Origin of the sequence: Methylorubrum rhodesianum, from assembly GCF_014199985.1 — a bacterium.
GTDB lineage: Bacteria > Pseudomonadota > Alphaproteobacteria > Rhizobiales > Beijerinckiaceae > Methylobacterium > Methylobacterium rhodesianum.
Genome location: NZ_JACHOS010000005.1, coordinates 149,976 through 164,376, shown reverse-complemented (window position 1 = coordinate 164,376; position 14,401 = coordinate 149,976). Strand labels below are relative to the sequence as shown.

The window sequence follows — 14,401 nt, the reverse complement described above, 5'->3', positions numbered from 1 at the left end:
GTTCTGGCAGAGTCCCGGCTGGAGGGCTGCCGCGGTCAGGCGGGCTGCAGCCGGCCCAGCGGCAGCGATGGGGCTCTGAGCGTCCGGCGCAGCAGCCCGGCGAGGACGAGGCAGACCAGCACCTCCGCCGTGATCGCGACGCTGAGCAAGCCTTGGATGCCGAACCAGCGCACCGCCGGATAGACGAGAGCGAGGTTGAGCGCCGCCGCCGCGGCCGTGGCGGCGAAGACCGCGCCGGTCCGCTCCAGGGCGCGGAAGGCGCAGATCTGCGCGAACGAGACCAATGAGACCGGAAACAGCAGCGAGTACCACGTCACGACCCAGGCATAGGCGGCCATGTCGGGTCCGAAGGCCACGGCGAGCAGGCTCTTGCCGGTGAGCGCCAGCAGCGCCGTGAAGCTGAGGCCCCCGACGAAGCCGATCGCGGCGGTGACGCCGATGACCGCTCGCAGGCCGTCGAGGCCGCGCGATGCCAGCGCCCGGCCGGCGATGGGCGGAACGGTGTTCTCCAGGGCGTCGCGGATCAGGTTGAGGACGCCGAGGATACTCTGCGCCGCCCGCAGCACGCCGATCAGCGTCACGCCGAGCAGCGCTCCGGCGATGAGGAGACCCGCGTAGCCGCTCAGCCACTGCATCAGCCCGGTCAGAACCAGCCAGCGGCCGGACTGCCATTGCCGCCGGCTCGCCGCGCCGAATTCGCCGGCCCGCCATGCCAGCCGCCCGCGGAACGGGATCGCGCAGACACAGGACAGGACGGCCGAGGCGGCGACGACCTCCAGGGCGCGGGCCGGCGAGAGCATGTCGCTGCGCGCGAGCAGCACCAGTAGCGCCAGCTTGACCCCCTGGTTGAGCGCGTCGATGCCGAGCACCACCGGCGGCCGGCCGCGGGCGAACAGGTAGCGGCGCGAAAAGTCCTGGGCGAGATGGGCGGCGCAGGCCGCGCCCGCCGCGAACGCGAGCGCCCAGTCGCCGAAGGCCAGGGCGAGCCCGACCGCGACGGCGCTGCCGGCGAGCGCCAGGAAGGCGGCCTCGTGGACGAGCACGATGGCGTAGTAGCTCTGCCCCGCCTCGCCCGGCAGGCCCGGCCCGATGCTGATCATCGGGCAGACGACGAGGCCGAGCTGCAGGCTGACGGTGAGCAGCACCACGATCCAGGCCGTCGAGAACAGGCCGAACGCCTCGAGGCCGAGGGCATGTGCCAGCACGATGGTGGTGGCGAAGTTGCACGCGCTCACCAGCGCCTGATCCGCCAACGAGAGCGCCGGCCCGGCCGCACCGCGCCCGACGACCATGCGCCCGATCGCCGAGCGGCAGGTGCCGGCCAGGGCACGGAGGTCGCGCGGAAGGGCGGGCATGCTGTGTCCGGGTGATGGCAAGGTGATGAGGGCGGCCGGGGGAATGGCCCGGCGACCCTAGACGAGGCGTGCGCCGGCACCACGCGGACATCGGGAGGTGCGGCGGGAAATCCTCGATCCTTCGGGGTACGTCCGAAGTACGGGCCGGCCCGCTCCCGATGCGCTGCCGGCCCCGATTGTCAGGAGGCGCCCTGCCCGCGAGATTCCCGTCTCGGGACTTCCCTCCGCAAGGCTTCCCTCCGCAAGGCTCGCCGCCCGACCGGACCGGTGAGCGGCGGTCGACGTGCACCTTCCGACGGGCGAGGGCTGATGGCGACGACGACGACCGTCCACGCTCTGCCGCGGGAGAGCCGCCTCGCCGAACTGTTTCTGGCCGCGCTCGGCATCGCGTTCGCCGGATACATGATCTTCGGCAAGAGCTTCGCCTATCTCGGCCTGCCACCGCTCTATGCCGGCGAATTGCTTTTCCTGTTGGGGCTGCTCGCGGTGTTCCGGGTCCGGACGGGGCTCAACCTCGCCGCCGGCCTCGCCACCGCACCCGCGCTCTGCGTCGCCGCGCTGATGGGCTGGGTGCTGCTGCGGACACTCGCCGGCCTGCGCGAATACAAGGTCGATGCCCTGCGCGACGGCGCGGTCGCGCTCTACGGCGGCTACGCCTTCGTCCTGATCGCCCTCCTGCTCGACGATCCGCGGCGGCTCGGTGTGCTCCTGCGGATGTTCCGCTGGCTCGCCCGCGTAGTGATCCCGTTCGCGATCATCGCCTTCATCCTCGGCGACGTCCCCTTCTTCGCGGCGCGGGCGGGCGAGCTCTCGGCCCATCTGGCGGGAGCCATCGTCCTGGCGCTGGTCGGCCTCGTGCGGGTCGGGCCGGGCTGGTTCGCCTTCGCCGGCCTGGGCGCGGTTCTGGCCGCCGCGCAGAACCGCGGCTCCATGCTGGCGATCGCGGTGCCGGTCTGTCTCGCCCTCGTGGCGATCGGCCAGTGGCGGCGACTGGCGGCGACGCTGATCCTCGGTGCGGGCCTTCTCGGCGCCGCCGCCGCCCTCGATGTCGAGGTGGAACTGCCCAACAGCGACCGGCCCGTCAGCGCCGCGGCGGTGGTGAACAACATCGTCAGCATCGTCGCGCCGAGCAGCGGCGGCAACCTCGACGACACCAAGCAGTGGCGGCTGCGCTGGTGGAACAGCATCGTCGGCTACACGGTGCACGGACCATACTTCTGGACCGGCAAGGGCTTCGGGCCGAACCTCGCCGAGACCGACGGATACGTGGTCGGGCTCGAGAACGGCGGGCCGACCCTGCGCAGCCCGCACAGCATCCACATGACCTACCTCGCCCGCGCCGGCGTGCCGGGCCTCACCCTGTGGCTTCTGACCTGCGCCGTCTGGATGGCGGCGATGCTCGCCGCCTTCTGGCGGGCGCGCCGGCTCGGCGAGCGGCGATGGGAGAGCTTCTTCCTGTTCATCGCCTGCTACGTCGCCTCGATCGTCATCGATGCGAGCTTCGACGTCGCCCTGGAAGGGCCGATGCTGGCGGTGCCGTTCTGGACGCTGATCGGCATCGGCATCGGCGCCGCGATGATCTTCCGGACGCAGGCCGAGCCCCTCCCGCCCGACACGCCGTCGCGGCCCGGACGCCGGCGCGGAGCCTCGTTGCGAGGAGCACGAGGAAGCGTTTTGAGTGCGCTCGTCGCCTTCGCGCTCCTCGCTCCCTGGTCCGCCGCCCCGGCGCGCGCGGAGGATGGCCGCGCGGCGGAGGCCCGACGCAGCCTCAGCAACCCGTCCGGCCCCTGTCTGGTCCTGAGCGAGATTTCCGACCGCACGATCGAGAATCTCGACCTCGGGCCCTGCGGCGGCGAAGGCGTGCGGATCGAACACGGGCGCAACGTGACGATCCGCAACCTCACCATCCGCGATACCGGGGATGTCGGGATCTATGTCGAGGGCAGCGACGGCGTTCGCATCGAGGAGAATACGATCGAGAACGCCCTCTCGGGCATCCGCGCCCTCTCCTCCACGGGTATCGAGGTTCGCTGCAACAGCGTGCGCAACGTGCGGGGGCCGATTCCCGCCGGCCAGTTCGTGCAGTTCGACAAGGTGACGGGGCCCGGCAACGGCATCAGTTGCAACATCGGCGAGAACGAGCCCGGTCGCGGCGTGCCCGAGGACGCGATCAGCCTGTTCCGGTCGCGCGGCGAGCCCGGCTCACCGATCCTGGTCAGCCGCAACCGTCTTGTCGGCGGCGGCCCGAGCCAGTCCGGCGGCGGCATCATGCTCGGCGACGGCGGCGGCGGCTATCTCGAGGCGCGCGACAACCTCCTGATCGATCCGGGCCAGTACGGGATCGCGGTGGCCAGCGGAGATCACATGACGATCGCCGGCAACGTCGTGATCGCCCGGCCCCAAGCCTTCACCAATGTCGGCATCTCGGTCTGGAACCAGTACGCGGAGCCCTGCCACACGGTCACGGTGAGCGCCAACAGCGTCGATTGGCGCGCCCGCACCGGCCGGGCCAATCCGTGGTGGGATGCCAAGAACTGTGCCGGCACGCTCTGGAGCCTCAACCGGACCCTCCCGCTCGATCCGCAGCGCGAGATCGCGGCTCAACCCCCCTGCGCCTGCCGGAACGCGGGGCGGACCGCGCCGCCCGAGAGCACATCCAAGACCTCGAAGGAAGCTGCCCGATGAACGACCCGGTGAACGAGGAGCGGCCCGACATCGCGGTGCTGGCCCTGGCGCGCAACTGCGCCGCCACCCTACCGGCCTTCCTGCGCTTCCTGGCCTCGCTGCGGGCGGCGGGGCTCGATTGCCATGCCTTCGTCGGCGAGAACGATTCGCGCGACGGCACCGGGGCGCTGCTCGCGGCGGCGCAGGCGCGGGGCGAGCTGCGCCACGTTCCCACCGGCTTCATGGCCGGGACGCCGGGCCGGCTGGCGCGGATGGCGCTCGGGCGCGAGCACCTCAAGCAGGTCCTCGACGCGCAGGGGCCGCCGCCGGCCTTCGTCTGCGTCGCCGATATCGACAATGTCATGGCCTGCCCACCCGGGGCGGACGCCGTCCTGACGGCCCTGTCGAAGCTGGAGCGGCCGGGTCTGTTCGCGGTCTCGGCGGCGTCGCGCCCGCACTACTACGACCTGCTCGCCTACGAGGACGAGGCGGTGAGCTACGAGCACCTGCTCGACGATATCGCCCGCCACCGCCGCGGGGCGCTGGGCTACTACCGCTTCTTCGCCGACACGATCTACCCGGCCCAGAGCGCGCTGACGCGCGAGCGCGAGACGACCTGCCTCTCGGCCTTCAACGGCCTGACGCTCTACCGCGGCGCCGATTACCGCCTCGGATCCTATCGCGACGAGGTTTACGCGCGCTGCGAGCACCTCACCTTCAACCGCCGCATCGCTGCCGCCACGGGCCGGCGGATGCTGGTCGATCCCGGGCTCGTCCTGCGCACCCCCGGCGACCATGCCCAGCGCGGCCTCGTCTCGTTCTACGCCAGCCGGGTGCGCAAGCTGGCGGTCGCGCGGCTGCGGGGATAGCGCCGGCCGCCCCGGAATCGTCGCGGCGAAGGCCGGCGGCGCCCGTGAGGTAGGGATCCTCCCAGGTCGGCGCGCCAAGACCCCAAGCTATGCGCGCCAATCGACCGCCGACGAAGGCGTCGATTTCGACGGACTACGCGTCCATCTGCGGGAGAGGAGCATGGGCCCCATCGTTCCCGGTCGCTCAGCCGCACGTGCCGGATTTGCGACCACAACAGCCGTGACGGCGAGCGCTCGTGCAACGAGCCACCTTCTCTCGCCCTCAGGATGTCCTCTGCATCATCACCCGTCACTCAAAACTCGCCGACGCCAGCGCGTCAGCGGTTGCTACCACCGCCGTCATCGGATTCTCATATTGATCGGACCGACATGCCAGTTCGAACTATGAGCGAGACCGAACTGGTCAGGTCGCGGCAACGTTTGTCTCATGGAAAATTTGTGCCATAGACTGGCTACTATATGCGAATCGTGCCCAGTAAGCATTATATTATTATGGGTATTGAACGGAGAAGCATGAAATCAAAGCACCCGGCGGGAGATTTGGGCCGGCGAAGGGCTCTCGCGACAGCTGCTGCATAGAGAGTTGCTGCTGCAAGCAGTCCCGGATGCCGAAAGCTTGGCTTTTTCGCGCCCGGTCTCCAAAACTTCGTTTTTCTGGTGCAACGGAGTAACGGATGGTAACAAATTTAAATTGACACTGCAGGATTGAGTGTATTGACTGTGAATCGCTTCGACGGACCGCTCGGACATCGTCTGGTTTGGGGTTGGGGAGGCGTCCATGAGCAATTCGAACGTTCCCGCTCAGGAAAATTATTGGCCATTAATCCAAGCGGCATTTTTCGATTACTGGATCATCGTGATTGGTCTGGTAACCCTTTATTTTTGGGGCCGCTACCATTTCAACACGCCAAACTATGCCCTTGGCGGCAACGCCGATACAGGGGATCGGTCATCATCAATCGATCCTACAATATCGAAAATAAATGGCCTTGTGCCGCCAATGTATACAACCACAATATCACAATACTGGAGATATATGTTTAGATACATTTTGATATTGCAAATCGTCTTCATACTAGTGACATTTTCTCGTGAATTTACAAGCGTGATCGGACAGTATGTCGGAGGTTCTAATTTCAAAGCGGAGCACGTTCCTGCGGCAATGCGAGAGCGCGCTGTTTGGGCCTTGTTTTTACTGACGGGACTCCTAACCTCATTTCCTGTCCTAAAACAACTTGATGGATTTATTCTTCGCACGCTGCATAAAAGTGCAAATGTGCCTGACGGCGTCGAAAATACAGCTCAATATTTGCTCGAAGCAAAATATAAACCTTCTCAGGCAATAAGCGATGATATATTTGCGAGCATAAGGACGCATCATTTTCGGGAAGTCATCGCCGGGCGTGAAATAGGTTCGCTCGAGAGTTCCTGGTTCGAATTGCGATGCATCCGCGAGGTCGTTAAAGACTATATTCTTGCCAATCAAATCCCTGTTTTGCAGAATGTACTGCAGTCCGATGTCGAAGAGGCCAGTCATCGCGTCGACGACATGCGAGATCACCTCTTCAGATATTCCAAAAACCAAGACAGGCTTCTTCCGGCATCAATCGACAATGTCGATGAATATCTCATGGAGCATACGGACGATCCTGAGATGCAGGACCTCCTCATTCAGAGGCGAAAATTCATATCTGAAGTTAAGGCTTTGAAGTTGAGATTTTGCAGGCTTTGTTCTCTGGCCGTCTTTGCAAATGAAAGGCGATCGGAAAGTATCGACCAAATCCTAAAAAATCTTGGATTTGGTGTTCGAGTTGTCGATGTCCCCCGATGGCATTGGGAGTCGATATTCAAGGTGGCGCTTCTTGTGCTGCTGGCAACTTCGATCCCGAGTGCAGTTTATGGAACAATCGCTCACATCTGGACGGGAGGCGATCTGGGAGACCTCAGTGTTCTTATTCCTGCCGGTCCACGACAAGTGTTTGTCTGGGCGATCATGGCTGCGACGCTCCATACAATTGCGGTTGTTGTTGCGCTCGCCGTGAAACGCTTCTATGCGCGGCGCCGCTCCCCGAGGCAGAGTTCGGATATTCCAGAGAACATCGTGTGCTTGGTGTCTTGCTATGTGGTCTGCTTGCTCATCCAGATATTTTTTACGTACATTTCCAAGGCGCCGATCGAGATGGCGTTCGCATGGGCCACGCTCCCAGCTGCTACCGGCTATTATGTGGGAAAATATATAGACAAATCGAGAGATGGACGTCCAATCTCGAATTTGCGTTCGATAAAGCAGGCTGGAGTGACAGCGGGTCTCGCCTTGTTTGCCAGTATCGTGACTCTCATCAATGATTTTAGTTTCGACGATGTTCCTCTGATCGTGAAGATCTTTATTGTCTATGCGCCGATCGTGGGTGGCTCCATCGGCTTCGCCGTGGGCCAGACATTCCAGCGGGCCTACAGTCACAGCATGTGGACAGAAGATCTAGCCGTGAGGCCTGACGTGATCGAACGATCCGGCGCTCGGATTATCGGAGACTTTATCGTCCAGAAATGCGATAACGACGCCCGTCCTCAGAGGATTCTGCCGCTATCAGGAGGAGCGGGAATTTAGCCCCGTTGTCGAGTCGCGGAGGCGTAGGAAGGCCTGCGGATCCGTGCACCTGACGGGCGAGTTCCTGCACCGAGGCCCCGCACTCGTCGGCCTCGGCGGCGACCGTGCCGGCGTCGGACGATACCGGCTTCGGCTGCTCGAGTTTGCCCGCGGTGCAACCGTTTGCCGGGCCGAGGCTCGCCGCCCGCCTTTCGCAGCCTTACGGCTCCGGCGGCGCGCCCGGGTTCTTCTCGGTGCGGTCGCGGTGGGCGGCGGCGCGGGCGAGCAGCAGCATCGTCACCGGCGTCGTGAGGGTGATGAACAGGCCGATCAGCGCGTCGCGCAGGACGATGTGGCCCTCAACCAACGACAGCAGCAGCATCGAGCCGGCCAGGATCAGGAAGGCGCCCAGCGTGGCCCCGAGCGTCGGAGCGTGGACGCGCTCGTAGAAGGTCTTCAGGCGGATCAGCCCCAGCGCCCCGGTCAGCGAGAAGCCGGCGCCGCCGAGCGCCAGCACCACCACGATCCACGCCGCCCAGGCGGGCAGGTCGGGGCCGTTCACTGGATCACCTCGCCCTGCATCAGGAACTTGGCCAGCGCCACGGTGGCCGTGAAGCCGATCATGCCGAGGATCAGCGCCGCCTCGAAATAGAGCCCGCTGCCGGTGCGCATGCCGTGGACGACGATGGCCAGCATGCCGTTGAGGTAGAGCGTGTCGAGGCCGAGGATGCGGTCCTGGGCGCGGGGGCCGCGCAGCATCCGCCACGCGGCGAGCGCCATCGCCAGCACCAGCATGCCTTGGGCGAGGCCGAGGCCCCAGTCGAGGACGGTGGAGGCGCTCACGCGAAGATCTCCATCAGGGGGCGCTCGTAGCGGTCCTTGACGCGGCGGACCCAGCCCGCGCTGTCGGTGCTGTCGATCAGGTGCATCAGCAGACGCCCGGTATGGGAATCGTACTGGACCCAGAGGGTGCCGGGCGTGGCGGTCAGGATGATCGACAGCAACGACAGGCCGAACGACGACGTCATGTCGAGGGGGATCGAGACGAAGCCCGTGCGCCGTTCGCCGCGGCGGAGGCCGAGGATGATCGCGGCCACGTCGAGGTTGGAGCGCAGCATGTCGTAGAGGACGGTGAACAGCAGCCGCACGGCGAGACCGGGGCGACGCACCCGGACCGGTGCGGGGCGCAGCGCCCGCATCACCGCGGGCACGATCAGCCCGATCAGGAGCGCGAGCACGATGCTGCCCGGGCTCGGCGGCGCGTTCAGCACCAGCCACATCAGGGTGAGGCCGGCGGAGAGGAAGGGGTGGGGCAGCAAGGTGCTCACGAGGCCGCTCCCGCCGTGCTTCGTGCCGCGCCTCTGTCGGAACCCTTGCTGGTGGCACCTTTGCCCGCACCCGCGTCGAGCACGGCGCGGACATAGTCCTGCGGCTGCGACAGCCAGCGCACCGTGGCCTCGGTAAAGGCCAATGCCGGCCCGGCCCAGAGGGCGAGCGCCACGCAGGCCGCGAGCAGAACGGTCAGGCTCGCGAATTCCGGCGAGCGCAGAACCGGAGGCGGGTCGTCGTGGGGCACCCAGAGGCTGAAGATGCCGAGCCGGACCAGGGGGATCAGGGTTCCGAGGCTCGACAGCGTGAGCACGGCGATCAGCCACCAGGCCGGAGCGGTCATGGTGCCGGAGGCGAGGCCCGAGAACATCGCCAGCTTGCCGACGAAGCCGGCGAGCGGCGGAATGCCGGCGAGCATCAGCGTGCAGAGCAGGAAGCCGCTGCCGAGGATCGCCACGGTGGCGGGAATCGCCCGGCCGATCTCGGTGGTGCCGGCATCGTCGAACGGGTCGCGGTACTCGTCGGCGAAGACGGGCTGTGTCGCATCCGCCGGGTCACGGCCGCGCTGAAGGATCTCGGCCAGCAGGAACAGCGCCGCGGCGGCGAAGGTCGAGCCGACGAGGTAGTAGAGCGCGCCCGAGAGCGCCCCGGCGCTGCCGGTGCCGAGCGCCGCGAGCACGGTGCCCGAGGAGATCATCACCGCGTAGCCCGCCGCTCGCGTCAGTTCGCGCGCGGCCAGGATGCCGACCGTGCCGAAGGCGATCGTCGCGAGCCCGGTGACGAGGATCCAGGTCTGGCCGAACCCTTCCGAGGTGCCGGCCCCGAACAGGAGCAGGCTCAGGCGGATCACCACGTAGACGCCGACCTTGCTGAGGATCGCCAGGACCGCCGCCGCCGGGGCGGTCGCGGCGGCGTAAGTGGTCGGCAGCCAGAAGCCGAGGGGCCAGGCGCTGCACTTGATGAGGAAGGCGACGCCGAGCACGGCGCAGCCGACCTCGAACAGCGCCGCCTCGGCCGGCGGGCTCGCCAGGCGCCGGGCGAGGTCGGCCATGTTGAGCGTGCCCATCGTGCCGTAGATCAGGCTGACGCCGACGAGGAAGAACAGCGAGGCGACGAGGTTCACGGCGATGTAGCCGAGGCCGGCGCGGATGCGCGTCTCGCCCGAGCCGTGCAGCACGAGCCCGTAGGAGGCCGCCAGCATCACCTCGAAGAACACGAACAGGTTGAACACGTCGCCGGTGAGGAAGGCGCCGTTCACCCCCATCAGGAGCAGCAGGAACAGGCCGTGGAAGCGCGGCCCCGCCCGGCTCCAGCGGGCGAAGGAGAAGACCAGGGCGGACAGCCCCAGCACGCCCGCCAGCGCCAGCATCATCGCCGAGAGCCGGTCGGCCACCAGCACGATGCCGTAGGGCGCGGCCCAGTCGCCGAGGCGGTAGACCTCCGGCGCCTGGGTGACGCGGGCGACGAGGACGAGGGCGGCGGCGAGCATCGCCAGCACGGTGGCGAGGCTGAGCGCCGCCTTCAGGCGATGCCGCCGCTCGTCCATCAGGAACATCGCGCCGGCGACCGCGATCGGCAGCACGATCGGCAGGACGATGAGGTGGTCGGACCACAGGACCGCGCCGGGTCCGCTCAGGAGGGGCGCGGTCATGGGTGCGGTTTCTCCGGCGTCGGCTCGGCATGGTGCGGTTCGCGGCCGTCGACGTGATCGTTGCCGGTCACGCCGCGGGCGGCGAGCAGCACGACGAGGAACAGGGCGGTGAGCGCGAAGCTGATGACCAGCGCCGTGAGCACCAGTGCCTGCGGCACCGGATCGTCGACCGAGACGGTCTCCGGCCCGGTCTTGAGCACCGGCGGGGCGCCGACGGTGAGCCGGCCCATGGCGAAGATGAACAGGTTGACGGCGTAGCTCAGCAGCGACAGCCCGAGTGCCACCTGGAAGGTGCGCGGGCGCAGCATCAGCCACACGCCGGAGGCGGCCAGGATGCCGATGCCCGCCGACAGCACGATCTCCATTACGCCGTCTCCTCGGCTGCCGGCTCGGCTTCCGCCTCCGCGCTGCGCGTACGGCGCAGGGATTGATGGGCGAGTGCCACCAGCATCAGGGCGCTCGCACCCACCACCAGCACCATGATCCCGAGATCGAACACCAGGGCGCTCGCCGCCGGCACCTTCCCGAGCAGAGGCAGCTCCCAATAGGCGAAGTAGGCGGTGAGGAAGGGCCGCCCGAACAGCCACGAGGCCGCGCCGGCCCCCGCCGCGATCAGCAGGCCGAGGCCGATCCACGCGATCGGCTGGATCCGCAGGCGCTCCTCCACCCACTGCGCGCCGCAGGCCATGTATTGCAGGATGAAGGCGATGGTGAGCGCGATGCCGGCGGCGAAGCCGCCGCCGGGCAGGTCGTGCCCGCGCAGGAACAGGTGCAGCGACAGGAGGATGATGAAGGGGAACAGCCACGTCATCACCACCCGCGGCACGAGCAGCGCGTCGGCGGCGGTGTCGCCGGGCTTGCGGCCCTCGCGGGCGCGGTCGTAGGCGTCGTGACTGTGCTGCTGCTTCGGCCGCTCCAGGCTGTCCGGCGCCGGGCGGAAACGGCGCAGCAGGGCGAACACCGTGAGCCCGACGATGCCGAGCACCGAGATCTCGCCCAGCGTGTCGAAGGCGCGGAAATCGACCAGCAGCACGTTGACGACGTTGCGTCCGCCGGCCTGCGGATAGGCCTCCTCGACGAACCAGCGGGCGATGCCGTCGCCGGCCGGACGGGTCATCACCGCGTAGGCGAGTCCGGCGAGTCCGAGGCCGGCGAAGGCGGCGATGCACAAGTCGATGATGCGGCGGCGGCGCGCACGCGCCCGCTCCGAGGGCGGAGCGGGGATCGCCGCGTCGCGCTTGGGCAGCCAGCGCAGGCCCAGCAGCAGCATGACCGTGGTGACGATCTCGACGAGGATCTGCGTCACCGCGAGATCCGGCGCCGAGAGCCAGAGGAAGGTCAGGCTGCTGACCAGCCCCGCCCCGCCGACGAAGATGGTGGCCGAGAGGCGATGATACTTCGCCCGCTCCGCCGCGCCGACCGCGCAGGCGGCGCCGACGATCCACATCAGGGCGAAGGCGGGATCGAAGGGCGTCAGCCGGCCCGGCGCGAACAGGTCGAGCCCGCGGGCGACGCCCGCCGCCAGCGCGGCGAGCAGGGCGGCGAGGAACAGGATGCGCAGCTGCGGCTGGAGCCGCTCGGCACCGAACCAGAGTTCGAGGGCACGCGCGCCCCTGGTCAGGCCGGTCATCGACCGCTCGAACAGCCAGCCGCCATCGAGCCGGTCCATCAGCCAGGGACCGCCGCGGGGATTGGTGTCGATGCGCTTGCCGAACAGGACATAGAGCAGCACGCCGCCGCCGAGCGCGATCATGCTGAGCACCAGCGGCAGGTTGAAGCCGTGCCAGATCGCCAGGCTGTAGGTCGGGGCGTCCGCGCCGAACACGGCGGCGACCGCGCGCCCGAGAGCCGGACCGATGGTCAGGTTCGGGACGAGGCCGATGGCGACGCAGGTGAGGACCAGAAGCTCGATCGGGATGCGCATCCAGCGCACCGGCTCGTGCGGCGTCTCCGGCAGATCGTGCGGCGGCGGGCCGAAGAAGGTCTGGCGGATGAACCGCAGCGAGTAGAGCATGGTGAAGGCGCTGGCGAGCGTCGCCAGAACCGGCAGGGCGATGTGGATCGGGTGGTCGCCCATGTTGTCGACCGCCTCGGACAGGAACATCTCCTTGGAGAGGAAGCCGTTGAGCAGCGGCACGCCGGCCATCGCCGCGGCGGCGACCATGGCGAGGGTGCCGGTATAGGGCATCGCCCGCCACAGGCCGGAGAGGCGGCGCATGTCGCGCGTCCCCGTCTCGTGGTCGATGATGCCCACCGCCATGAACAGCGACGCCTTGAAGGTGGCATGGTTCACCGTGTGGAAGATCGCGGCGACGACGGCGAGCGGCGAGTTGAGGCCGAGCAACAGCGTGATCAGCCCGAGATGGCTGATGGTCGAGTAGGCGAGCAAGCCCTTCAGGTCGTGCTGGAAGATCGCGCTCCACGAGCCGACCAGCAGGGTTGCCATGCCGGCGCTGCCGACGATCCAGTACCATTGCTCGGTGCCCGAGAGCACCGGCCACAGGCGGATCATCAGGAAGATGCCGGCCTTCACCATCGTAGCCGAGTGAAGGTAGGCGCTGATCGGCGTCGGCGCCGCCATGGCGCGCGGCAGCCAGATGTGGAACGGGAATTGGGCCGACTTGGTGAGCGCGCCCATGAGCACCAGCACCAGGGCCGGCAGATAGAGCGGGCTGTTGCGGATGGTGTCGCCGGAGGCCAGCACCGCGTCGAGGTCGTAGCTGCCGACGATGCGCCCGATCAGGATCGTGCCGACGAGTAGGCACAGGCCGCCCGCGGCGGTGATGGTGAGCGACATCCGCGCGCCGTCACGCGCGGCGGCGTTGTCGTACCAGTAGCCGATCAGCAGGAACGAGACGATGCTCGTCAATTCCCAGAACAGGACGAGCTGGATCAGATTGCCGGACAGCACGATGCCGAGCATCGCGCCGACGAAGGCGAGGAAGTAGGAGTAGAGCCGCGGCACCGGGTCGGCGGCGGCCATGTAGTAGCGCGCATAGAGCACCACCAGCGCGCCGATGGCGAGCACCAGAACACAGAACAGCCAGGCGAGGCCGTCGAGCCGCAGCACGAGGTTGACGCCGAGGCTCGGCAGCCACTCGACCGCATGGACGACGGTGTTGCCGCCGGACAGCTGCGGCGTGAGCGCGAGGATGCAGCCGAGGCTGGCGAGCGTCACGAGCCCGGCGAGGACGGCGGCGGGGGTACGGGCCCGGCTCGGCAGGGCGCCCGCGAGCACGGAGCCTGCGAAGGGTAGGATCGCGGCGGCGGCGAGAAGGGCGTTGGACGACATCAACCCGGGCGAGATGCAGGCTCGGGAGCGGCCTGTGTGGCGAGGAGGGGCGGCGCGTGCGAGCGAGGCCTCTCGCCCTGGCGGGCGCGGCGCTCGTGCTCGCACTTAAGGCATGCCCGAAGGTCCGACCGCAAGTGAAGCACGAGAAATGGCGAAATCGCTCCGGTGGTTGCGCGGCGTGAGAATCCACACGTCGCCGGTCAGCGCATCCGGGACCCGCGGTGCCGATGATCGCACCCCCTCCTCCCTCTCTCTTCCGCTTCCGGCCAGACATCTGCCCGCGTGCGCGGCGCGGTACCGGCCCTCGCCTCGACCCTAGAGTGGGAAGGCCGACAGCGCCTGCTCGAGCGCCCGCCGCGCCATCTGCCGCGCGGCGGCCTCGGTCTGCGCCTCCGATTCGATGGCGGGCACACGAACGGTCGCCGCGACCTCGACCACGTCGCGCCCGTCGTCCGGGGGGCCGAAATGGACCCGCACCACCACCTGCCGCCGGCCGTCGATCGCGTCCTGCGTTTCCTGAGTCATCCGAACCGGCATCCGCGTGTCCCTCCATAGGCGGCGGCGCCCGGCGCGCTCCGCCCTCTCCGGGAGGACGAACGAGGCGCGGTGCGTTGCGTTGCCTCCGCCGGGCGGGAAACGACTGAGGCTATGGGC

Annotated in this window: 11 protein-coding genes; 3 read left to right on the top strand and 8 right to left on the bottom strand. The window is 67.7% G+C overall.

Annotated features, from left to right (window positions below):
• Window positions 1–35: 35 nt before the first annotated feature.
• Window positions 36–1,355, bottom strand: coding sequence for a lipopolysaccharide biosynthesis protein (locus HNR01_RS09245; protein WP_183667499.1), 1,320 nt, complete (start codon window positions 1,353–1,355; stop codon window positions 36–38).
• Window positions 1,356–1,664: 309 nt separating this feature from the next.
• Between HNR01_RS09245 and HNR01_RS09240 the strand changes: the two genes are divergently transcribed.
• The 3 genes from HNR01_RS09240 to HNR01_RS09230 all read left to right on the top strand — a co-directional run bounded on the left by HNR01_RS09240 (window position 1,665) and on the right by HNR01_RS09230 (window position 7,496).
• Window positions 1,665–4,040, top strand: coding sequence for a right-handed parallel beta-helix repeat-containing protein (locus tag HNR01_RS09240; protein WP_183667498.1), 2,376 nt, complete (start codon window positions 1,665–1,667; stop codon window positions 4,038–4,040).
• Window positions 4,037–4,888: a glycosyltransferase family 2 protein gene (locus HNR01_RS09235; protein ID WP_017483490.1), complete on the top strand. Its 852-nt coding sequence runs from the start codon at window positions 4,037–4,039 to the stop codon at window positions 4,886–4,888. Before HNR01_RS09240 ends, HNR01_RS09235 begins: the two co-directional genes overlap by 4 nt.
• A 778-nt stretch (window positions 4,889–5,666) precedes the next feature.
• Window positions 5,667–7,496: a hypothetical protein gene (locus HNR01_RS09230; RefSeq protein WP_183667497.1), complete on the top strand. Its 1,830-nt coding sequence runs from the start codon at window positions 5,667–5,669 to the stop codon at window positions 7,494–7,496.
• A 199-nt stretch (window positions 7,497–7,695) separates the two neighbouring features.
• Here the strand turns inward: HNR01_RS09230 and mnhG are convergent, their stop codons facing one another.
• From mnhG to HNR01_RS09195, 7 genes are all read right to left on the bottom strand, one after another.
• Complete coding sequence (gene mnhG, locus HNR01_RS09225) at window positions 7,696–8,037, bottom strand: monovalent cation/H(+) antiporter subunit G (RefSeq protein ID WP_017483487.1); 342 nt, start codon at window positions 8,035–8,037, stop codon at window positions 7,696–7,698.
• On the bottom strand, window positions 8,034–8,318 hold the full coding sequence (locus HNR01_RS09220; RefSeq protein ID WP_017483486.1) for a K+/H+ antiporter subunit F: 285 nt from the start codon (window positions 8,316–8,318) through the stop codon (window positions 8,034–8,036). Before HNR01_RS09220 ends, mnhG begins: the two co-directional genes overlap by 4 nt.
• Window positions 8,315–8,803, bottom strand: coding sequence for a Na+/H+ antiporter subunit E (locus tag HNR01_RS09215; protein ID WP_017483485.1), 489 nt, complete (start codon window positions 8,801–8,803; stop codon window positions 8,315–8,317). The genes HNR01_RS09220 and HNR01_RS09215 overlap by 4 nt, the downstream gene beginning before the upstream one ends.
• Entirely contained in the window at window positions 8,800–10,455 is a 1,656-nt protein-coding gene (locus tag HNR01_RS09210; protein ID WP_183667496.1) for a monovalent cation/H+ antiporter subunit D, read from the bottom strand. Before HNR01_RS09210 ends, HNR01_RS09215 begins: the two co-directional genes overlap by 4 nt.
• Entirely contained in the window at window positions 10,452–10,820 is a 369-nt protein-coding gene (locus HNR01_RS09205) for a Na+/H+ antiporter subunit C (protein ID WP_017483483.1), read from the bottom strand. The genes HNR01_RS09210 and HNR01_RS09205 overlap by 4 nt, the downstream gene beginning before the upstream one ends.
• Window positions 10,820–13,747, bottom strand: a complete 2,928-nt coding sequence (locus HNR01_RS09200; protein ID WP_183667495.1) for a monovalent cation/H+ antiporter subunit A — start codon at window positions 13,745–13,747, stop codon at window positions 10,820–10,822. Before HNR01_RS09200 ends, HNR01_RS09205 begins: the two co-directional genes overlap by 1 nt.
• Window positions 13,748–14,062: 315 nt before the next feature.
• Entirely contained in the window at window positions 14,063–14,272 is a 210-nt protein-coding gene (locus tag HNR01_RS09195) for a hypothetical protein (RefSeq protein WP_246417445.1), read from the bottom strand.
• Window positions 14,273–14,401: the final 129 nt, after the last annotated feature.

Excerpts from the sequence above, each read along its gene's own strand:
- HNR01_RS09245 (WP_183667499.1), bottom strand. The coding sequence starts at position 1,355 with ATGCCCGCCCTTCCGCGCGACCTCCGTGCCCTGGCCGGCACCTGCCGC.
- HNR01_RS09240 (WP_183667498.1), top strand. The coding sequence starts at position 1,665 with ATGGCGACGACGACGACCGTCCACGCTCTGCCGCGGGAGAGCCGCCTC.
- HNR01_RS09235 (WP_017483490.1), top strand. The coding sequence starts at position 4,037 with ATGAACGACCCGGTGAACGAGGAGCGGCCCGACATCGCGGTGCTGGCC.
- HNR01_RS09230 (WP_183667497.1), top strand. The coding sequence starts at position 5,667 with ATGAGCAATTCGAACGTTCCCGCTCAGGAAAATTATTGGCCATTAATC.
- HNR01_RS09210 (WP_183667496.1), bottom strand. The coding sequence starts at position 10,455 with ATGACCGCGCCCCTCCTGAGCGGACCCGGCGCGGTCCTGTGGTCCGAC.
- HNR01_RS09205 (WP_017483483.1), bottom strand. The coding sequence starts at position 10,820 with ATGGAGATCGTGCTGTCGGCGGGCATCGGCATCCTGGCCGCCTCCGGC.
- HNR01_RS09200 (WP_183667495.1), bottom strand. The coding sequence starts at position 13,747 with ATGTCGTCCAACGCCCTTCTCGCCGCCGCCGCGATCCTACCCTTCGCA.
- HNR01_RS09195 (WP_246417445.1), bottom strand. The coding sequence starts at position 14,272 with ATGACTCAGGAAACGCAGGACGCGATCGACGGCCGGCGGCAGGTGGTG.